19 protein-coding genes and 1 riboswitch are annotated in these 19,062 nt (G+C 71.5%); of the genes, 8 read left to right on the top strand and 11 right to left on the bottom strand.

What is annotated here, in order from left to right:
- Positions 1–2 precede the first annotated feature (2 nt).
- Positions 3–1,979, top strand: coding sequence for a hypothetical protein (locus tag ABZ810_RS15110; protein WP_358403299.1), 1,977 nt, complete (start codon positions 3–5; stop codon positions 1,977–1,979).
- Between the two features lie 93 nt (positions 1,980–2,072).
- On the opposite strand, the gene ABZ810_RS15105 is transcribed toward ABZ810_RS15110, so the two are convergent.
- Positions 2,073–2,465 carry a nuclear transport factor 2 family protein gene (locus ABZ810_RS15105; RefSeq protein ID WP_358403297.1) on the bottom strand — a complete coding sequence of 131 codons (393 nt, stop codon included), beginning with the start codon at positions 2,463–2,465 and terminating at the stop codon, positions 2,073–2,075.
- Positions 2,466–2,586: 121 nt separating this feature from the next.
- On the opposite strand from ABZ810_RS15105, the gene ABZ810_RS15100 reads away from it, so the two are divergent.
- Genes ABZ810_RS15100 through ABZ810_RS15090 form a run of 3 tightly spaced genes read left to right on the top strand, consistent with a single transcriptional unit; the run spans position 2,587 to position 5,046 of the window.
- Positions 2,587–3,144: a helix-turn-helix domain-containing protein gene (locus ABZ810_RS15100; RefSeq protein WP_358403296.1), complete on the top strand. Its 558-nt coding sequence runs from the start codon at positions 2,587–2,589 to the stop codon at positions 3,142–3,144.
- Between the two features lie 41 nt (positions 3,145–3,185).
- Positions 3,186–4,190: an NADP-dependent oxidoreductase gene (locus ABZ810_RS15095; protein ID WP_358403295.1), complete on the top strand. Its 1,005-nt coding sequence runs from the start codon at positions 3,186–3,188 to the stop codon at positions 4,188–4,190.
- 28 nt (positions 4,191–4,218) lie between these two features.
- Positions 4,219–5,046, top strand: coding sequence for an aldo/keto reductase (locus tag ABZ810_RS15090; RefSeq protein ID WP_358403294.1), 828 nt, complete (start codon positions 4,219–4,221; stop codon positions 5,044–5,046).
- Positions 5,047–5,124: 78 nt separating this feature from the next.
- On the opposite strand, the gene ABZ810_RS15085 is transcribed toward ABZ810_RS15090, so the two are convergent.
- Both ABZ810_RS15085 and ABZ810_RS15080 read right to left on the bottom strand, forming a co-directional pair.
- Positions 5,125–5,457 (bottom strand): CHAP domain-containing protein, encoded by a 333-nt coding sequence (locus ABZ810_RS15085; RefSeq protein WP_358403292.1) that lies wholly within the window; start codon positions 5,455–5,457, stop codon positions 5,125–5,127.
- A 246-nt stretch (positions 5,458–5,703) separates the two neighbouring features.
- On the bottom strand, positions 5,704–5,961 hold the full coding sequence (locus tag ABZ810_RS15080; protein ID WP_358403290.1) for a helix-turn-helix transcriptional regulator: 258 nt from the start codon (positions 5,959–5,961) through the stop codon (positions 5,704–5,706).
- 234 nt (positions 5,962–6,195) lie between these two features.
- A riboswitch (cyclic di-AMP (ydaO/yuaA leader) is annotated at positions 6,196–6,331 on the top strand.
- 10 nt (positions 6,332–6,341) lie between these two features.
- Between ABZ810_RS15080 and ABZ810_RS15075 the strand changes: the two genes are divergently transcribed.
- Entirely contained in the window at positions 6,342–7,019 is a 678-nt protein-coding gene (locus ABZ810_RS15075) for a CHAP domain-containing protein (RefSeq protein ID WP_358403288.1), read from the top strand.
- Positions 7,019–7,699 carry a glycoside hydrolase family 25 protein gene (locus ABZ810_RS15070; protein ID WP_358403287.1) on the top strand — a complete coding sequence of 227 codons (681 nt, stop codon included), beginning with the start codon at positions 7,019–7,021 and terminating at the stop codon, positions 7,697–7,699. The genes ABZ810_RS15075 and ABZ810_RS15070 overlap by 1 nt, the downstream gene beginning before the upstream one ends.
- Here ABZ810_RS15070 and ABZ810_RS15065 read toward each other — a convergent pair.
- The 8 genes from ABZ810_RS15065 to ABZ810_RS15030 form a co-directional block, all read right to left on the bottom strand.
- A complete protein-coding gene (locus ABZ810_RS15065) occupies positions 7,681–9,474 on the bottom strand; it encodes a choline/carnitine O-acyltransferase (RefSeq protein WP_358403285.1) in 1,794 nt (597 codons plus the stop codon). The genes ABZ810_RS15070 and ABZ810_RS15065 overlap by 19 nt on opposite strands.
- Before the next feature lie 24 nt (positions 9,475–9,498).
- A complete protein-coding gene (locus tag ABZ810_RS15060; protein WP_358403284.1) occupies positions 9,499–10,311 on the bottom strand; it encodes a class I SAM-dependent methyltransferase in 813 nt (270 codons plus the stop codon).
- Between the two features lie 12 nt (positions 10,312–10,323).
- Entirely contained in the window at positions 10,324–11,169 is an 846-nt protein-coding gene (locus ABZ810_RS15055; protein WP_358403282.1) for an arpA protein, read from the bottom strand.
- A gap of 176 nt (positions 11,170–11,345) precedes the next feature.
- Entirely contained in the window at positions 11,346–11,924 is a 579-nt protein-coding gene (locus ABZ810_RS15050) for a class I SAM-dependent methyltransferase (RefSeq protein WP_358403280.1), read from the bottom strand.
- A 22-nt stretch (positions 11,925–11,946) separates the two neighbouring features.
- Entirely contained in the window at positions 11,947–13,434 is a 1,488-nt protein-coding gene (locus ABZ810_RS15045) for a von Willebrand factor type A domain-containing protein (protein ID WP_358403279.1), read from the bottom strand.
- Between the two features lie 180 nt (positions 13,435–13,614).
- Entirely contained in the window at positions 13,615–14,232 is a 618-nt protein-coding gene (locus ABZ810_RS15040; RefSeq protein WP_358403277.1) for an ATP-dependent Clp protease proteolytic subunit, read from the bottom strand.
- Positions 14,229–14,906: an ATP-dependent Clp protease proteolytic subunit gene (locus ABZ810_RS15035; RefSeq protein WP_358403275.1), complete on the bottom strand. Its 678-nt coding sequence runs from the start codon at positions 14,904–14,906 to the stop codon at positions 14,229–14,231. Before ABZ810_RS15035 ends, ABZ810_RS15040 begins: the two co-directional genes overlap by 4 nt.
- A 2-nt stretch (positions 14,907–14,908) precedes the next feature.
- Positions 14,909–15,217, bottom strand: coding sequence for a helix-turn-helix domain-containing protein (locus ABZ810_RS15030; protein WP_358403273.1), 309 nt, complete (start codon positions 15,215–15,217; stop codon positions 14,909–14,911).
- Between the two features lie 59 nt (positions 15,218–15,276).
- Here ABZ810_RS15030 and ABZ810_RS15025 point away from each other — a divergent pair, with 59 nt between their 5' ends.
- Together ABZ810_RS15025 and ABZ810_RS15020 are read left to right on the top strand one after the other, a co-directional pair.
- Complete coding sequence (locus ABZ810_RS15025) at positions 15,277–17,046, top strand: M3 family oligoendopeptidase (RefSeq protein WP_358403272.1); 1,770 nt, start codon at positions 15,277–15,279, stop codon at positions 17,044–17,046.
- Between the two features lie 88 nt (positions 17,047–17,134).
- Positions 17,135–18,949, top strand: coding sequence for a CocE/NonD family hydrolase (locus ABZ810_RS15020; protein ID WP_358403271.1), 1,815 nt, complete (start codon positions 17,135–17,137; stop codon positions 18,947–18,949).
- Positions 18,950–19,062 lie beyond the last annotated feature (113 nt).

Genomic DNA, 19,062 nt, shown 5'->3' with positions numbered 1-19,062 from the left:
CGATGCGACGACGTCTGATCGGGGTGCTCGGCGCCCCGGCCCTTGCCGCGGCGGTGCTCGCCGTTCCGGCCGCGCCCCCCGCGCTCGCCGCGGAGCCGAGCGCCCCGGGCGGATGCGACCCCCTCGCGGCGGCCGAGTGCCTGCTGCCGTTCCCCAACGACTGGTACACCCGTGCCGACGCGGCGACCGCCACCGGCCGCCGCGTCGCGTTCGGGCGCGACGTCATCCCGCGCACCCTGCTGAGCGGTGCGGTCGACCCCGCCGCGTGGAACCGGTCGGACGGCTTCTCACCCGGCTCGGCGCTCATGACCCAGATACCGGGCCTGGACCTGACCGCCACCGGCGCCGCGCCCGTCACCGACATCGGCGCGTCACTACGCGACGACGCGCCCATCGTGATCCTGGACGCGGCCACCGGCGAACGTCACCCGTACTGGGCCGAGCTCGACTCCAACGCCCCCGCCGGCGACCGCAGGGCACTGCTCGTCCACCCCGCCCGCAACCTCCGCGACGGCCACCACTACATCGTCGCCCTGCGCGACCTCAAGAACACCGCCGGCGGCGCCATCGCGCCATCCGCCGCGTTCGCCAAGGTCGCCGGACCGGACCTGCCCGCCACCGACCCACTCCGTCAACGGCAGGACCAGCTGCGGCCGGCGCTCACCCGCCTGGCCGCCGCCGGGATCGACACCGGTTCACTGACCCTCGCCTGGGACTTCACCGTGGCGAGCACCCGCAGCCTGACCGGCGACCTCCACACGATCCGCGACGACGCGTTCCGCCGCCTGGGCGACCGGGCCCCGGGCACGGTCGTCACCAAGGTCACCGACTTCACGCCCGAGCAGGACGCCCGGGTCGCGCGCGAGGTCGAGGGCGTCGTCGCCGTGCCCAGCTACCTCGACACTCCCGGCGGCCTGCCCGGGTCCAGGTTCCACCGGGACAAGGACGGGCGGCCGAGCCGGGCGCTCGTCAACACGCAGGCGGCGGGCTTCCGGTGCGAGATCCCGCGCAGCGCGTTCACCACGCCGTCCAGCCCCGCGCTGTACGGGCACGGCCTGCTCGGCAGCCGCAACGAGGTCGGCGCCGGCAACGTGAAGGCGATGGCCGCCGAGCACAACTTCACCTTCTGCGCGACCGACTGGATCGGCATGGCGCAGGAGGACGTGCCCAACGTCGTCTCCGCGCTGCTCGATCCGGCGCGCTTCGAGACCATCCCCGACCGCATGCAGCAGGGCATGCTGAACGCGATGTTCCTCGGGCGCGGCCTCGTGCACGCCAAGGGCCTGGTCGCCGACAAGGCGTTCCGGACGCCGGACGGCAAGCCGCTCATCGACCCCGGCCAGGGGGTCGTCTTCGACGGCAACAGCCAGGGCGGCATCCTCGGCGGCACGCTCGTGGCCGCGTCCCCCGACATCAGGCGGGGCGTCCTCGGCGTCACCGCGATGAACTACAGCCTGCTGCTCAACCGCAGCTCCGACTTCCCGACGTACGGGCAGGTGCTGGACGTCTCGCAGCCGGACAAGCTGAAGCAGCAGCTGCTCATCTCGCTCTTCCAGATGCTCTGGGACCGCGGCGAGACCAACGGGTACGCCGGCCACCTCACCGACGGGCGCCAGGTGCTCATGCACATCGCCTACGGTGACCACCAGGTGGCCAACGTCGCGGCCGACGTGCAGGCCAGGACGACCGGCGCCCGCCTCGTCGTCCCGGCGCTGACGCCTGGCCGCAGCCCCGACCGGGTCCCGTACTGGGGCATCACGCCCGCGGGGAAGCTGCCCTACACGGGGTCGGCGATGGTGGTCTGGGACAGCGGGACGCCGTCGCCGCCGACCACCAACACGCCGCCGACCGAGGGTGAGGATCCGCACTCCGACCCGCGCAACATGGCGAGCGCGCGGCTGCAGAAGGCGGTCTTCCTGCGCACCGGCCAGGTCATCGACGTCTGCGAGGGCGCGCCCTGCAAGGCGAACCCCAGCTGAGCGAGGCCCCGGGCTGACCGGGGGCCCGGCTCCGTCGGGGGTGGCCTTCCCGACGGAGCCGGGCCACCGGCGCTCCTGGGACGGGTACGGGGGTCAGGCCACCCCCGCCTCCCGCTTGATGTCGTCGAACTGGGCGCCCATGGCCTCGGCCAGCGCGTTGGCGGCGCTGAGCGGGCGCACCATGACGCAGAAACGGTCGATCAACCCGTTCTCGTCCAGGTGCAGGAAGTCGCAACCGTGCACCTCGCGGCCGTCGACCGTGGCCTTGAAGATGAGGGCGAGGTCACGGCCGCCGGGGTCGTTGATCTCGTTCACGTAGTGGATGCCCTCGAAGACCCGCAGGACCCCGCGCAGGATCGCGGCCACCAGGTCCCTGCCCACGTAGGGCTTGAACGCCACCGGGCTCAGGAACTCGACGTCCTCGGCCAGCAGCAGCGGAAGGCCCTCTAGATCACGGTTCTCAACGGCCGCACGGAACGCGTGCATCCAGGCCTCCTAGTCATATTATTGAATAAGTAAGAATGCTAGTTCGGTTCCGGCGATGTTGTCCAGGCAGGTATCAACCTGACGTTTTGCGCATAGAACGTCAGAACGTACACTCGGTCATATGGGACTCAAGCCCGCCGATCGGCTGAGCCAGGTGCTCGATGCCACCTACATCTGCCTCACGCTGCACGGGGTGCGGCGCACGACGATGGACGACATCGCACGCCAGGCGGGTATGTCCAGGTCGGCGGTCTACCAGTACGTCCGCAACAAGGACGACGCCTTCCGCCGGCTCACCGAGCGCCTGCACGACGACGCGCTCGTCCGGGCCAGGGCGGCGGCGTCCGCCGGGGGGCCGCCCGCCGACCGGGTGCGCGGCGTGCTCGGCGCCAAGCTCGACCTCGTCGGGCAGCTCATGGGGGCGTCGCCGCACGGCGCGGAGCTGCTCGACGCCAAGGCCCGGCTGTTCGCCGACGTCTGTGCCGGGTTCGTGACCGAGCTGAAGGCCCTGCTGGCCGGGGTCTTCGCCGAGGCCGGCGTGGTCTCCACGGTCACCCCTGACCAGGCGGCCGACATCTGCATAGCTCTCGTGATGGGGCTGGAGGCGCGCCCCGACGGCGCCGTTCTCCTCCAGCCCGCCGCCGACGCGCTGATCAGCGGGCTGCTCGCGGCCCGCTGACCCGCCCGGCGCACGTTCACCTACTTCTTGGAGGTTCAGTCATGTCCGTCGCCAGCAGGGAGGTCCACCTCGTGGCCCGCCCGGTGGGGGAGCCGAAGCCCGAGGACTTCGCGATCCTCGACGCCACCGTGCCGGACCCGGGGCCCGGCCAGGTCCTGGTCCGCAACGACTGGATCTCGGTCGACCCGTACATGCGGGGACGCATGAACGACGTGAAGTCCTACGTCGCGCCGTTCGGGCTCGGCGAGGTCATGACCGGCGGCGCGGTCGGCACCGTGATCGAGTCGAACGCCGACGAGCTCCCCAAGGGCACCGCGGTGCGGCACTTCCTGGGCTGGCGCGAGCACGCCGTCCTCGACGCGTCCGCCGCCGAGGTCATCGACACCGACCTGGCCCCGGCCGAGGCCTACCTGGGCGTGCTCGGGCTGACCGGCCTGACCGCGTACGCCGGGCTCAAGCGGGTCGCCCCGGTCACCGAGGGCGAGACCGTCTTCGTGTCCGGCGCCGCGGGGGCCGTCGGCAGCGTGGCCGCCCAGGTGGCCAGGAGCCTGGGCGCCGCGAGGGTCGTCGGCTCCGCGGGAGGCCCCGAGAAGGCCCGGCGGATCGTCGAGGAGTTCGGCTACGACGCCGCGATCGACTACAAGGCCGGCGACCTGGCCGGTCAGCTCGCCGCGGCGGCGCCCGGCGGGATCGACGTCTACTTCGACAACGTCGGCGGCGACCACCTGCGGGCCGCCCTCGACTCGCTGCGCGTCCACGGCCGGGTCGCGATGTGCGGCGCCATCTCCCAGTACAACGCCACCGAGCCGGTGCCCGGGCCCGACAACCTGTTCCTCGCGGTCGGCAAGCGGCTGACCCTGCGCGGCTTCCTGGTCGGCGACCATCTCGACCTCGCGCCCGAGTACGCGCGGTTCGCCGCCGCCCTGCTGAGCGACGGCAGGCTGCGCAACGAGGCGACCGTCGTCGAGGGCATCGACAACGCCGTGGAGGCCTTCCTCGGCCTGCTGCGCGGCGCCAACACCGGCAAGATGCTCGTCCGTCTCTGAGCACGTCCGTCTCCGAGGAGAAACGATCATGCAGAACGTCACCCTGAACAACGGCGTCGTCATGCCGCAGCTCGGCTTCGGCGTCTGGCAGGTACCCGACGACGAGGCGCAGACCGCGGTGACCACCGCGCTCCAGGCCGGATACCGGAGCATCGACACCGCGCGGATCTACGACAACGAGGCGGGCGTCGGCCGCGCGATCGCCGCGGCCGGGCTGCCGCGCGAGGAGCTCTTCGTCACCACCAAGCTCTGGAACAGCGACCAGGGCCACGACGCCACGCTCCGCGCGTTCGACGCCGGGCTCGACCGGCTCGGCCTCGACCACGTCGACCTCTACCTCATGCACTGGCCGATGCCGGGCGTGGGCAAGTACGTGGAGACCTGGCAGGCCATGGAGAAGATCTACGCCGACGGCCGGGCCAGGGCGATCGGCGTCTCCAACTTCACCGTCGAGACGCTGACCCGCCTGATCGGCGAGACCGGCGTCGTGCCCGCGGTCAACCAGATCGAGCTGCACCCCTACCTGGCGCAGAACGGCCTGCGCGCGTTCCACGACGAGCACGGCATCGCCACCGAGGACTGGAGCCCGCTCGGCCAGGGCAAGGGCCTGCTCGACGACCCGGCGCTGAAGCCGATCGCCGGCAAGCACGGCAGGACCGCCGCCCAGGTCGTGCTGCGCTGGCACCTCCAGCTCGGCAACATCGTGATCCCCAAGTCGGTGACCCCGTCCCGCATCGAGGAGAACATCGACGTGTTCGGCTTCGAGCTGGACGCCGCCGACATGCGGGCGATCGGCGAGCTCGACAACGGCACGCGGTTCGGCCCCGACCCCGAGACGTTCGCCGCGGGGGCCTGAAGACCCCGGCAGAGCCCGCACGCAAAGGGACGAGGCCGCCCTTCCCGCATCACGGGAGGGCGGCCTCGCCGTTCCCGGTCAGAAGTGGATGTAGTTCTCGACGCTGCCCTTGGTGACGGTGCGGGTGCCGTACACGTGCGTGCCGCCCTTGTCGTACTCCTCCAGCGGCACGGTGCCGTCACTGTTGACCCGCGCCACGTACGCCACGTGACCGTACGTGCCGGCGTTCCACTGCGCGACCGCGCCCACCTTGGGCGTCGCGTCGACCCGCACCCCGGCGGACCGCGCCGCGTTGTCCCAGTTGTTGGCGTTGCCCCAGTGCACGCCGCGGTAGGAGTTGGTGAAGTCCACGCCGAGCCGCCGGCGCACCCGCCAGGCCGCCCACGACACGCATCCGCGCTTGTAGAACAACCACGGGTCGGCCTGGTTCCACGAGTCGCTCTTGTACGGGTAGTCGTTGGTGGACCGTCGTGACGCACGGCGGCGCCACCGTGCCGTCCGAGCCGGTGTAGACGTAGGCGTCCGAGACGTATCCGGCCGGGCCGGTGGCCGCCAGCGCCGCCGGGGAGGTCAGGGTCAGCACGGTGACCCGCCGGGCTGCGGCCAGTGGGTCGCCGGGGACGACGTCGTCGATCGGAAAACGACCGTGAACCGACCCTAATGTGGACGCCTCTCGCGTTCTCCTCGATCATTCGGCGTGCGGGGCTCGAACGTGAGGATCAGGCGCAGGCCGAGGACCTCGCCGATGCGCTCCAGGGCCGGGATCGGCGGCAGCGGTCCCGCCGCCTCGAAACGCGAGATCGCGGGCTGGCTCAGGCCGGTCAGCTCCGCGAGGCGGCCCTGGGTGAGCCCCAGCGCCTTCCTGCGGCGACGGGCGACCTCACCGAGACCGCTGCCGAGGTCCGTGTGCTGCATGGTGGTCACCTCCTTACGCCCCACGCTCGCCGCCCGCGTCCGCGCCCGGATCGCGTGATCGCCGCATCCCCGGGTCAACCGATCGGTTGATGCTGGCGGTGCGCCGAATAAGGCCAGGCGCCGACGCCATCGAAGGAATGGCCTCATCGGCCGTTCGCTTACGCATAATTTATTTGCTTTACCCGTTTGATAACTGCTCTTTAACCTGATTAATGTGCGCTTCATCGGCCGATCGCCGGCCGACCGCCGAGTCTCGCAACGAGAGCCGGGGAACCACGTTTCTGGGGTGAATCCGCTGTTCGCAGCGGTAGGACCTGCCTCCTTGGCCCGAACCCGTCAGCTAACCCGGTAGGCGGCACAAGGAGAGGTGCATTCCCCTCATGGATCCTGGCATCCAACAGATGATCAAGGTGCTCGAAGCCGAGCTCGGATATACCGAATCAGGCAACGGGTACTCGAAGTTCGGCGACTGGTACGAGAAGAACGTCGACGATTCCTACTCCTTCTCGAACGCCGCCTGGTGCGACATGTTCCTCGCCTGGGGCGCGACCCAGGCGGGAGTCCAGGCCAAGACCGGCACGTTCGCCTACACCCCCTCGCACGCCGCCTGGTTCAAGAATCAGGGCGCCTGGGGCGACAAGCCCCAGCCCGGCGCCTTCGTCTTCTACGACTGGTCGGGCGGCGGCTCGATCGGCGGCATCGACCACATCGGGATCGTGACCGAGGTCGAGGGCGGGAAGATCCACACGATCGAGGGCAACGTCGACGGCGTCCACGCCAAGCGCAAGGTCCGCGACCAGGACCAGGTCGTCGGCTACGGCTACCCGGAGAAGGTCGTGCCGAAGCCGGAGCAGCCCGCTCAGCAGCAGGCCGCGGCCACCACGTCCACCACCGCGCTCACCGGGACGGCGAAGCCGCCGCCCCTCGACGGGGCTCAGGTGGAGCTCTCCGGGGCGTTCACCTCGGTGCTGCTCCCCGTCATCGCCCTGCTCACGCGCGTGAAGCGCCGCGACGCCGCCGCCCGCGCGGCGTCCATCCGCACGGAAGGGATCTCCTGATGCGCCTCTCCCGCCTGATCACGCCGGCGCTGGCCGGTGCCGCGATCGTCGCCGCGCTGGCCGGGCCGGCCGCCGCGGCGGCACCCGGTTCGGACCTGCCGCACGGCATCGACGTCTCCAACCACGACCGCGGCGTCGACTGGGGCGACGACGGCCTCGACTTCGGCATCGCCAAGGCCACCGAAGGGGTGCACTTCAAGGACGGCACGTTCGCCGGCCAGTGGAAGGAGATGCGCGACAACGGCGTCGCCCGGGGCGCGTACCACTTCGGGCACCCGAAGAACGACCCGGTGAAGGAGGCCGAATACTTCCTGACGGCCGTGCGCGCCCAGGGCCTCCAGCCCGGCGACATCCTCGCGCTGGACCTGGAGGTGACCGACGGCAGGTCGTCCGGCGACGTCAACGCGTGGGCCAAGCGGTGGCTGGAGCACGTGACCCGGCAGACGGGCGTCAAGCCGTTCCTGTACACCTCCTGGTCGTTCGCCCAGGAGAACGGCGCGGGCCTCGGTGACTACCCGCTGTGGGTCGCGCACTACGGCAGGGAGCCCGGCGAGGTGAAGGCGCCGCGTCCGTGGAAGGACTGGACGATCCACCAGTACGAGGCGACCGACCACGACCACAACGTCTCCCGGATCTCGCCCGACGAGCTCCGGAAGCTGGGTCAGGTCAGGAGTTCCTGAAGCTCCGCCACCGCCTCCCTGAGCCGGTCGGCGAACGTGTGCATCGCGTCGGCGACCGGCGCCGGGGTGCTCAGGTAGAGGTTGAAGCGGTCGGGCAGCAGCACGTAGCCGACTCCGATGCACTGCGCGCTGGTCGACCCGAAACCGAAGTAGCGGATGTGGGTGGACGGTGCGGAGCTGGTGCTCAGGTAGTCGTCCCGCATCGTGGTCCAGCCGGGTGAGTCGAAGAGCGTCAGATGCTCGGTGACGCCCAGCTCCGCACCGCGGCGCTTCTGGATCAGCTGGAGCTCCCAGAGGTGCTGCTCGGGCACCTGGCCCGCCTGCGCCGCCTTCGCGCGCTCGACGTGCTTGGCCGCGGCGGCGCGGAAGGCGGCGCGGCGGGTCTCGGTGCCGGCGTCCGGGTCGTCCATCACCTCGGTGAACCGGACGGACTCGGGCGTCACGACGCGCATCGCCTCGGTGCGCCCGCGCCGGAAGTGGCGGGTGGCGATGGATTCGTACGTGGCGCCGACGAATCCCTTGGTGCGTTTGTGGGCGAGCTGGTAGGCCATCTGCACGAACGCGTCCGGCGAGACGCGCAGCTCCTTGGCGCGGCTCGACCCGAAGTCGTCGAAGCCCACCGTCGTGGTGGCGTTGGCGGCGGCGTACTCGGCGAACGCCTCGCCCGCCGCCCGCACGTCGGCGCGCAGCGCGCGGTCGAGGACGAACTCGATCGGCGCCGTGGCGGGCGTGCCCTGGGAGAACGCCCGCGCCTCCCGCTCGTGCTCCTCGGCGGGCGTGCCGAGCATGTCGTCGACGAAGCCGAGGATCGTGGTGCCGTCCAGGCCGCAGTGCTCGACGTTGATCCCGGCCGTGCCGTCGGCGAAGACGATCAGCGACACCGCCTTGTCGAACCACCGGTTGCCGCTGTCGCCGTGCAGTAGCTGGTCGCAGGCCTGGAGGGTGTCACGGGGCGCGAAGTCCTCCAGGCACACGCAGAAGAGCGCGGTCTCGACCTCGTCCAGCCGGGCGGCGTTGTGCGGGTCGGCGGCCAGCAGCGCCTCCCGGCTCGCCGCCCACTCGGCCCGCGCCTTGGTGGTGAGGTGGCCGGCCGGGTGCTCCGCGCGGGCGTCGTCCTTCATCACCGTGCGCAGCCCGGCCGCCAGCTCGTCGAGGGTGTGGGGGCGCCGGTCCGGGCCGAGCACGTCCATCCGGACCATGTTGCCGCGATAGAACACGACGATGTGGCGCGCCGGGGACGGGCCGGGCGCCTCGTCGGAGTAGGGGGCGCGGACGGTGTCCTGCACGGCCCCGGGCCGGCGCGTGGTGGAGAAGAGGTACTTGTTCTGCTCCATCGTGAGCGCCTGGCCGCGCTGGACGATCGGCGGGACGCGCTCGTCGTCGAGGCGCGCCTTGAAGCCGAGCGCGGCCATGATCAGCCCGGCGGCCCGTTCGACCTGGGCCTGCCCGGTGTCGTGGAACAGGAAGAAGAAGTTGGCGTTCAGCGCGATGCGGTCGCGCCGGCCGAGGTAGCGGTAGGGCCAGAACGTGTCGAGCCAGCTGTGCACGCCGGGGCTGCGGTCGTACTCCTCGAGCGCGGCGTGCAGCGCCCGGCCGGGCCCGTCCGGGCGGAGGAACGCGGCGAGCGCGGCCTCGGTCTCCGCCAGTTCCTCCGGCGTGAGCAGCGGTGCGCACCACTCGATGAACCGCGCGCCGCTGTCGTCCAGCGAGGGCAGCGGCACCCGGGGCAGATGGTCTTCGTTCTCGAACGTGCGGGGCGAGTGGTCGCTGGTCAACTCTGGTCCTCGTTCTGGAAAGGGTCAGGGGAGGTCGCGGCCGTGCGGCCGCGAGGTGAAGAGCTCTGCGTAGAACCAGCCGTCGGTCTCCAGGCCGCCAGGATCCACCCCGACGTCGGAGAGCCGGTCGAGGACGAGCGTCTGCTCCTCGGACGTGGCGAAGCGCCGCTGCCGGAACACGCCCTCGTGGCGGACGGTCTCGTAGCCGGCCGCGGCCAGGCACTCGGTGACGGGATCGAAGGGGAACATCCGCAGCACGAAGTGTGCCATCCAGGGGAGACGGTCGCCATGAGCGGCGACGACGCGGGAGATGGTCCGCTCGGTGACATAGCCGATGCAGCCCGTGGAGACGACGAGGTCCACCCCGGCGAGGCGTTCGTGCTCGTGCGGGGTCGGGTCGCGTTCCTCGAGGTCGGCGTGCATCGCGCCGTCGATGAATCCGGCCCGCAGGGCGTACGACAGCGCCTCGGACGAGGCGTCGAGCCCGATGAACCGCAGGCCGCGGGCCGGTTCGCGCGCGCCCACCCAGGTCCGGTCGCGGTCCAGCAGCTCGTCGGTGCCGAGCTGGGTCTCGGCGTACCGCTGGTAGAGGTCGTCCATGGAGGCGTCGCAGCGCAGCAGCGCGCCGTTGACGCCGTAGGAGCAGCCGATGTCGAGGACGGTCGGCACCCTGACCCGGTGCGCGTCCCGGTATTCGTCGATGAGCCCGGCGAAGAACGGCTTCGCCAGTTCGGGGATGATGTAGCCGAGTCCGCGCAACGTGCCGAAGTAGGCGCGCGGATCGGGCTGCGTGTAGATGTGGTCGAGTGAGATCTTCCCGGTGGTATCGACTTGCACGGCGCAGGTCCCCTAATCCAAGAGTTGGTCGACCCGTACGTTCTCGGCCTCCAGATGCGCGGGGAGCACGCGCCCGAACAGTTGCCTCGTCCGCGCCACGCTCCCGATGACGCCGGGCCTCTCGCTGTAGGCGAAGATCGCGGAGTGCCGCGACGCGGTGCCCTCGACCTCGCTCACACGGTGCAGCGAATACCGTCCCTGGAACAGCTGGAGGTCCCCGGGCCGGAGTTCGAGCCGCCGCACCAGCGGCCCGCCGTTCCCCGCCAGGACCCTCGCGACCTCCGCGAAGTTCTCGTCGCCGGCGGACCGGATACCGGGGCAGTACTCGAACACACCGCCCGTCTCCGGCTCCTGGGTCAGCATGCTGATTGTGAACTCGTTGATGTCGAAATGCCAGGGGTGTTCCATCCCCGGCCGGACCACGTTGAGGCACAGGGCCGACAACGGGTCCGCCAGCTCGAACACCTGCGGCAGGCCGAAACAGTCGGCCACAAAACCCTGGAACAACCTGCTCGAATAGAGCCGCTGAATAACCGCGTCGACCGGAATGCGGTCACGGGCCACGAACGCATTTCCGCGCTCGAACGTCACCCGCCCGGGATGCCCCTCGGGCAGCTCCGCCCCGACGTCGAGGTTGTAGACGTTCACGGTCTCGACGTCGTAGTGCGCCTGCGGGGCGACGGCGGCGCACTCCCGCCGCAGCGTGTCCCGCACGTCCGGGCTGATGAAGTCGGGGAGGACGCTGCATCCCGTCTCCCGCAGCTCGCCGCGGACCCGCGCGACCAGCTCGCGCCGGCACGCCGGCTCGCCGAGCCGGTAGAGGGTCGTGTTGACCACCCGTTCGACCGATGTGCTCATTCGGACCCTCTCGCCTGACCTGAAAGAGAGTCTTAGCACATCAATTAGTGCTAATTCGGCGAAGCATTTATGGTCGTGCCTTATCAGCCGTCCTCAGAATGGTACGGGTGACCTGCGCCTTTGGGGGTCCCAAACGGGGTCCGCGGGATCATCGCCCGTGGTCGGTGTGTCTCACATCACGCCCTGCGGGCGAGAAGCCTCCGCTTGCCGTTCGGCAGGTCGTTCTCCTGCACAACGGTGAAATCCCCGGGCAGCAGCGAACGGGGCTCATCGGCCCCCAGGCACCACTCCAGCGGCAGGCCGGGCCGCTCCTCGCGGGCGCCGAGGGTGAACGCCTCCCATCCGAGCGAGCCCCCTGCCGCGACGGCCTCCACGTTCCGCCCGAAGACGTCGCGGTCCCAGAATCCGGTGCAGAGCACCACGGCGAAGCCGCCCTCCGGCCGCCACGTCCCGAGATCGGCCTGCACCAGCGTGATCAGCCCGTCCAGGCCGCGCCGCCGCGCCTCCCGGCCGAGCAGCTCCAGCGCCACGTCCGACACGTCCACGGCGGTCACCCGCCGTCCCGCCGACGCCGCCAGCAACGTGCTCCCCGACGGCCCGCACGCCAGGTCGAGCACCGCGCCGTCCGGCGCGGCCGACAGCGCCGCCGCGGCGAGCGGATGCGCCGTGAACGACGCACCCGCTCCGCTCTCGTACTTGGCGTTCCACCGCAGCCGGTCGGGATGACCGCCCGGTTCGGGCCCCGCTTCACCCATGCCCGGACCCTACTCCGGGCGTTCAGAGCTCGCGGGCACGGTTGATGAGGTCGGCGAGTTCGCGGACGTCGCGGTCCTCGGTGGTGGTGCCGAGCTCGGCGGCCTGGCGGGCGAGCAGGCCGAGGTCGGCGGTCTGCTCGCCGGGAAGGCGCCCCTGGGTGACGAACGGGCCCTGGGACGGCGTGGTGTACGGGCTCTGCGGGGCGTAACCGGGGTCGCGGTCGCGCAGGTGCTCGGCGAAGTAGGCGGCGGCGACGGAGACGCGGAGCCTGGGGGCGCCGCTCTCCCACAGGTCGGGGGAGACGTCGTCCACCGTGATGGGGCGCTCCTGCTCGGCGGGCTCGCCGGTGCCGGGGTCCTGCCAGCGGACGGTGACGTCGGCGAGGTGGCCGGAGGCCTCGGGGCGCAGGCGGACGGCGTACAGGGCGGTGACGGAGTGGCCGGGGCCGATCTCGCCGCCGTCGACGGAGTCGTCGCGCAGGTCCTGCGGGCGCAGGCCGCGGTTGTCGTAGCCGATCAGCCGGAACGTCTGGACGGTCCGGGAGTCGAAGGCGACCTGGGCCTTGGCGTCCTTGGCGCGCAGCTCGATCGTGGCCGGGAGCTGCTGGACGAACAGCCGCTTGGCCTTCTCGACGTCGGACACGTAGACGGCGCGGCCGTTGCCGTTGTCGGCGAGCTGCTCCATCAGCTTGTCTCCGTAGTCGCTGCCGACGCCGACGCACAGGAGCGAGACGCCGGCGTTCGCCTCCTGCTTGACCTGCCGCAGGATCACCTCGGAGCTGGTGGAGCCGGTGTTGGCCAGGCCGTCGGAGGCGAGGATGACGCGGTTGGTGGCGGCCGAGCGGAAGGCGCGCCGGGCCTCCTTGTAGCCGGCGGTCATGCCCGCCTCGATGTTGGTGCTGTCGCCGGTCTCGAGCGAGTCGATCGCACGGTGCAGGGAGCGGCGGTCGGAGGCGGGCGTCATCTCGCGGACGACCTCGGCGTCGCTGGAGTAGGCGACGATGGCCACCGAGTCGCTGGGGCGCAGCTGGTCGACCAGGGCGTGCAGGGACGACTTCACCAGGTCGAGGCGGCCCGGCTCGTCCATCGAGCCGGACGTGTCGACGACGAAGGTCAGGTTGGCGTCCCGGCGGGAGCCCTCGCTGGACCGCCTGGTCTGCAGCCCGACGCGCAGGAGGCGGACGTCGCCGGTACGGCCGCCGTCGGCGGACACGGCGAAGCCGTTGCCTTCAGGCTCGGCGTAGCCCTGCTTGAAGGTGTTGACGAACTCCTCCGGCCGGATCGTGCGCGGGTCGGGGGTGCGCCCGTCGAGCAGGGCCCGGCGGGCGTAGCCGTAGGACGCGGTGTCCACGTCCAGGGCGAACGTCGAGAGGTAGGAGGACGGGCGTTCCTCGGTGCTCGGAATCCTGTCCTCGGGGATCGCGGGCCGGGCCGGAGCGCCGATGCCCTTGCCGCCGGTCGAGTCCGACTGCTGTCCGGGGCCCGAGCAGGCGGTGGTGAGAAGCGCCACGCCGATCAGGGCCGCTGTGAGTGCTCCACCTCTTTTTCTCATGCCCGGTAGACGGGAGCCCCGCGGGGACCGGCTCCCCCCGCGACGCAAACGAGACAAACAGTTCATCAGTCCGTGGCCGGGCGTGGCGCGGCCGCGGCGCGGCCCACGATGGCCGCCCCGCCCCCGGCCCGGGGAGCCTCAGCGTTTGGAGATGACCGTGTCGACCAGCCCGTACTCCTTGGCCTCGGCGGCGTCGTAGTAGCGGTCCCGTTCGAGGTCGTCGCGGATCCGCTCGACCGCCCGCCCGGTGTGCTCGGCGAGCGCGTGCTCCATCAGGTCCCGCATGCGCAGGATCTCGTTCGCCATGATCTCCAGGTCGCTGGACTGCCCGCGGCTCCCCTCGATGCCCGGCTGGTGCAGCAGGATCCGGCAGTGCGGCAGCGCGAGCCGCTTGCCCGGCGTGCCCGCCGCCAGGATCAGCGCCGACGCGGCGGCCGCCTGCCCGAGGCACACCGTCTGGATCTGCGGCGAGACGAAGCGCATCGTGTCGTAGATCCCGGCCATCGCGGTGAACGAGCCGCCCGGGGAGTTGATGTAGATGCTGATGTCGCGGTCGGGGTCGAGCGTCTCCAGGGTGAGCAGCTGGGCGATGACGTCGTTGGCCGAGGTGTCGTCGACCTGCGTGCCGAGGAAGACGATGCGCTCGTGGAAGAGCTTGTTGTACGGGTCCATCTCCCGGGTGCCGTACGACGTGCGCTCGGTGAAGGACGGCAGGATGTACCGGTCGTGCACCGGCAGGCTCCGCGGCGCGCTCATGCCAGCCCGGGGGGTGCCATGCCGGCCACGTCGTGCACGAAGCCGTACGCCAGGGCCTGCGTGGCGGTGAAGACGCGGCCGCGCTCGGCGTCGTCGCGGATCTCCTCGACCGGGCGCCCGGTGATCTCCGACAGCCGCTGGTACATCGCGCTCACCAGCCGCCGGTGCTCCTTCTCGCGGATCGCGAGCTCGGTGGCGGTCCCGTCGAACCGCTGGGTGGGCTCGTGCAGCCGCAACACCGCGTGCCGGGTCATCTCGCGCCGCCGCGCCGCCGCCAGGATCGCCAGCGCGGCGCCGCCGACCTCGCCGACCACCAGCGCGTGCACCGGACAGGTGAGCACGTCGATGGTGTCGAGCAGGCTGAACGCGGCGTCCAGCGTGGCGTCGCGGGCGCGCAGGTGCATGGTGATCGGGCCCTCGCCGAGCGCGTCGAGCGTCATCAGCTCCGAGCACAACTCCGTGGCGCTCTCGCCGTCCAGCTCGCCGAAGGCCATCACCATGCGCGGCCGGCGCAGCGGATCGACCTCGTAGGAGGTGACGCGGATCGGGGTGAGGGCTTCGTTCGGCCTGTACGGCGTCAGCGGATCGTCGCGGAACGGCGCGAAGCCGGGTCGGAAGGGGCGCGGGCCGCGGTCGGGCGGATCGGGCATCTCCGGGGGGAACGAGGCGCTCATGTCTACTCCTTGCGGAAATCGACCTGCCAGCTGATGACACAACCCAGGGCGGCGGCGTAACGCTCCAGCGTGGAGGCGCGCACGTCGGCGCCCCCCGTCTCGAGGCGTGCGACCGCCGACTGCGAGGTGCCCATGCGTGCCGCGATCTGTGTCTGCGAAAGCCCGGCCGAGCGACGCTGATCGACCAGCTCGGCGATCAGCCTGCGGCGTTCCTCGGCCATCCTCCGGTGGCGCAGTGCCATCTCCCGGAACCCCGGCAGCACCGGGAGGTCCTGGAGCTCAGGCTCCGGAGGTTGCGCGGGCCTGTCCATATCGCCAAGGCTATCTCTCATTCGATATAACGCAAGAGATGGCGCCCTAGGCTGACGGCATGACCGTCTCCTGGGACCTCGGCGACCTGATCTCCGACGCCGGACGCGACGATCCGCCACGCGCCGTGGACGTCCTCCTGGCCGAGGCGGCCCGCCTCACCGGCGTCTTCGCCGCGCGCTTCACCGGCGCGCTCGCGGAGCTGGACGGGCCGGGACTGGTCGGGGCGATGCGCGCGCTGGCCGAGATCAGGGAGCTCACCACCCGCGCCGCCACGTACGCCGACCTGTCGTTCGCGGTCGACACCGCCGACCCGGCGCGCGGCGCGCTGCGCCAGCACGTCGTGGAGAGGCGCACGGCCATCGACAAGGACCTGCTGTTCTTCCGGCTCGAATGGGCGGCGCTGGACGACGCGCGGGCCGGCGAGCTGCTCGCCGCCGACGGTCTCGGCTTCGCGCGCCACCATCTCCGCACGCTCCGGCGAGACCGTCCTCACCTGCTGACCGAGCCCGAGGAGAGGATCCTCGCCGAGAAGGCGGTGTCCGGCCGGGCCGCCTGGGTGCGCCTGCACGAGGAGCGGACGGCGGCGATCGAGGTCGCGCTCGACGACGGGCCTGCCTCGCTGGAGACCGCGCTCGCCCGGCTCTCCTCGGCCGGCCGCGAGGTGCGGCGCGACACCGCCGAACGGGTGACCGCCGCGCTGGAGCCCGGCATCCGCACCCGCGCCTACGCGTTCAACATGCTCCTGGCCGACAAGGCGTCCGACGACCGGCTGCGCGGCCACCCGCACTGGCTCTCCGCGCGCAACCTGGCCAACGAGGCGTCCGACGCGTCCGTGGAGGCACTGCTGGACGCCGTGCGCCGCCGCCACGAGCTGCCCCGCCGCTGGTACCGCCTCAAGGCGGAGCTGCTCGGGCTCGACCGGCTCGCCGACTACGACCGCACCGCCGCCGTCGCCGGCGACCAGGAGGACATCCCCTGGGCCGACGCGCGCGACCTGGTGAACGAGACGTACGCCGACTTCTCGCCCGAGCTGGGCGCGATCGTGCGGAGGTTCCACGACGAGCGCTGGATCGACGCACCGGTGCGCCCGGCCAAGCGCGGCGGCGCGTTCTGCGCCTACGCCACGCCCGGCGTGCACCCGTACATCATGCTCAACTACACCCACACCACCGCCGACGTGCTGACCCTCGCGCACGAGCTCGGCCACGGCGTGCACGGCGCGCTGGCCGCGCGCCAGGGGATCTTCCACATGGCCACCCCGCTCACGCTCGCCGAGACCGCCTCGGTGTTCGGCGAGACGCTGGTGTTCCACCGCCTGCTGGAGCGCGCGTCCACACCGGAGTCGCGGCTCTCGCTGCTGGCCCGGTCGATCGAGGGCTCGATCAAGACCGTGTTCCGCCAGGTCGCGCTCAACCGTTTCGAGCACCTCGCGCACACCGGCCGCCGCGAGGAGGGCGAACTGTCGGTCGAACGGCTCGGGGACCTCTGGACCGGGTCGCAGCGGGAGATGTTCGGCGACTCCGTCGAGCTGACCGGCGGTTACCGCCACTGGTGGTCGTACATCCCGCACTTCGTCTCGACGCCGGGCTACGTGTACGCCTACGCCTACGGGCAGCTCCTGGCGCTGGCGGTCTACGCCCGCTACGAGGAGGAGGGGCCGGCGTTCGTGCCCCGCTACCTCGACCTGCTCGGCGCCGGCGGTTCGCGCGGCCCGGAGGAGCTCGGCCGCATGGTCGGCGTCGACCTCGCCGACCCCACGTTCTGGGACCGCGGCCTCGACCTGGTCGAACGCCGGCTCGACGAAGCCGAGACCGCCGCCCGCGCCTAGCGCCCCTACCTGGCGGCCCCACCCGCCACCGGGTCGCCGGACGTCCCGGGCCTTCTTATAAACACTAATGTTTGTTAGGGTCCGCGCCATGCGCAAGGCCCTGATCGCCCTATGCACCACGGGCTGCACCGCCCTCGCCCTCCTCGCCGCGCCCCCGGTCCGGGCCCGCGAATCGGGGACCTACGACATCACCGTCCAGCGCAACCTCGAGGTGAGGCTGAGCGACGGCCGGGTGCTGCGCGCCGACGTGCACGCGCCCGCCGATCCGGCCACCGGCAAGCCGGCGCCGGGGCCCTTCCCGGTGGTCGTCGGGTTCACCCCGTACGGGAAGACGCCGTCCGCCGTGGCGGGCACGTTCGGCGGCTTCAATCCCTACCTGGTCCAGCGCGGTTATCTGGGGGTCGTCGTCGACGTCCCCGGCACCGGCGGCTCGCAGGGGAAGTTCGACCTGTTCAGCCCGGACGAGGCCCGCGCGGGCGCCGAGGTCGTCCGGTGGGCGGCGCGCCTCCCGCGCAGCAGCGGCAAGGTCGGCATGCTCGGCCTGTCGTACGTCGCCATCGACCAGCTGTTCACCGCCGCCGAGATCGGCCCCGGCTCGCCGCTGAAGGCGATCTTCCCGATGGCCGCCTCCGTCGACCCCTACCGCGACCTGTTCACCAGCGGCGGCGCGCTCAACGTGCTGTCGCCCCTGGGCCTGGTCTTCGGCTACGGCGTGACCCGCGTCCTCACCCCGTTCGTGGAGCTTCGATCCAACCCGCTCGCCGCGTTCACCCTCGCCTACGAGCACCTGCTCCAGGCCGGGCCGTTCGAGCTCGCCTTCGCGCGCGACATGCTCACCAACGGCCCGCGCCGCTACGACAACGCCTACTGGAAGGCCCGCGCGCCCGAACGCATCCTCTCCAAGATCGTGGCGAACGGGGTGGCCGTCCATCTCGTCGGCGGTCTCTACGACGTCTTCCAGCGCGGCGAGCCGCTCCTCTACAGCGGCCTCCAGAACGCCGCCGCCGGACGTCCCGTCGGCGCCCCGATGGTCCCCGGCCAGCCGGTGTCGCCCAAGTACCAGCTGCTGTTCGGCCCCTGGACGCACGGCGACATGGGCCGCGGCGTGGACATGAACGCCCTCCAGCTCCGGTGGTTCGACCACTGGCTGAAGGGCCGCGACACCGGTGCCACCGACACCCGCACCCCGCTGCGCGTGATCGAGCCGGGCGGCGCCTCCTACTCCACGTCCCACTACCCGATGACCAGGCCCACCCAGCTGTGGCTGCGCTCCCAGGGCCGTCTGACCCCCGGCCGGCCCCGGCCCGGCGAACGTCCCGACGACCTGTACTTCACCGGGCTGTCGAACCCGTGCACCCGTTCCACCGACCAGTTCGCCGCCGGGCTGCTCGGCATCTGCACCGGGCCCCAGCGCAAGCCCGCGCGGAGCCCGGGGGAGCTGACCTACACCACCACCCCGCTCAGCCGACCCGTCCGGCTCGCCGGCCCCGTCGGCGTCACCCTCCGCGCCACGTCCGACCGGCCCGAAACGCTCTTCACGCTCACCCTCGAAGACGTCGCGCCGGACGGCACGTCCACCGACCTCTCCGGCGGCGGCCAGCTCGGCTCCCTGCGGGCGCTGGACGAGAAGCGCAGCTGGCCCGGCACCCCCGGCCACTGGATCCACCCGTACCACCGGTCGACCAAGGCCTCCCAGAAGGCCGTCCCCACCGGCAGGCCCGTCCGCTACGACATCGCCGTCCGTCCCACCTTCGCCACCGTCGCCGCCGGCCACAGCCTCAGGCTCCGCATCGCCACCGCCGACTTCCCGCACCTGGTCCCGCTGGCCGACCTCCCCGGGCTCCTGGGCGGCCGCTACACCATCGAGCACCCCTCGAGCATCCAGCTCTCCATCGCCCCGTAGCCGGCATCGACAAGAAGCGGCATCGACAAGAAGCGGCATCGACAAGAAGCGGCATCGACAAGAAGCGGCATCGACAAGAAGCGGCATCGACAAGAAGCGGCATCGACAAGAAC

The sequence above is a fragment of the Spirillospora sp. NPDC047279 genome, from assembly GCF_040643285.1.
GTDB lineage: Bacteria > Actinomycetota > Actinomycetes > Streptosporangiales > Streptosporangiaceae > Spirillospora.
This window is presented reverse-complemented; position numbering and strand designations above follow the sequence as displayed.

What these genes read in the sequence shown, in the direction of transcription:
- ABZ810_RS15050 (WP_358403280.1), bottom strand. Translation starts at nt 11,924, where the DNA reads ATGGGTGAAGCGGGGCCCGAACCGGGCGGTCATCCCGACCGGCTGCGG.
- ABZ810_RS15040 (WP_358403277.1), bottom strand. Translation starts at nt 14,232, where the DNA reads ATGAGCGCGCCGCGGAGCCTGCCGGTGCACGACCGGTACATCCTGCCG.
- ABZ810_RS15070 (WP_358403287.1), top strand. Translation starts at nt 7,019, where the DNA reads ATGCGCCTCTCCCGCCTGATCACGCCGGCGCTGGCCGGTGCCGCGATC.
- ABZ810_RS15055 (WP_358403282.1), bottom strand. Translation starts at nt 11,169, where the DNA reads ATGAGCACATCGGTCGAACGGGTGGTCAACACGACCCTCTACCGGCTC.
- ABZ810_RS15035 (WP_358403275.1), bottom strand. Translation starts at nt 14,906, where the DNA reads ATGAGCGCCTCGTTCCCCCCGGAGATGCCCGATCCGCCCGACCGCGGC.
- ABZ810_RS15080 (WP_358403290.1), bottom strand. Translation starts at nt 5,961, where the DNA reads ATGCAGCACACGGACCTCGGCAGCGGTCTCGGTGAGGTCGCCCGTCGC.
- ABZ810_RS15095 (WP_358403295.1), top strand. Translation starts at nt 3,186, where the DNA reads ATGTCCGTCGCCAGCAGGGAGGTCCACCTCGTGGCCCGCCCGGTGGGG.
- ABZ810_RS15025 (WP_358403272.1), top strand. Translation starts at nt 15,277, where the DNA reads ATGACCGTCTCCTGGGACCTCGGCGACCTGATCTCCGACGCCGGACGC.
- ABZ810_RS15030 (WP_358403273.1), bottom strand. Translation starts at nt 15,217, where the DNA reads ATGGACAGGCCCGCGCAACCTCCGGAGCCTGAGCTCCAGGACCTCCCG.
- ABZ810_RS15110 (WP_358403299.1), top strand. Translation starts at nt 3, where the DNA reads ATGCGACGACGTCTGATCGGGGTGCTCGGCGCCCCGGCCCTTGCCGCG.
- ABZ810_RS15075 (WP_358403288.1), top strand. Translation starts at nt 6,342, where the DNA reads ATGGATCCTGGCATCCAACAGATGATCAAGGTGCTCGAAGCCGAGCTC.
- ABZ810_RS15100 (WP_358403296.1), top strand. Translation starts at nt 2,587, where the DNA reads ATGGGACTCAAGCCCGCCGATCGGCTGAGCCAGGTGCTCGATGCCACC.
- ABZ810_RS15020 (WP_358403271.1), top strand. Translation starts at nt 17,135, where the DNA reads ATGCGCAAGGCCCTGATCGCCCTATGCACCACGGGCTGCACCGCCCTC.
- ABZ810_RS15105 (WP_358403297.1), bottom strand. Translation starts at nt 2,465, where the DNA reads ATGCACGCGTTCCGTGCGGCCGTTGAGAACCGTGATCTAGAGGGCCTT.
- ABZ810_RS15090 (WP_358403294.1), top strand. Translation starts at nt 4,219, where the DNA reads ATGCAGAACGTCACCCTGAACAACGGCGTCGTCATGCCGCAGCTCGGC.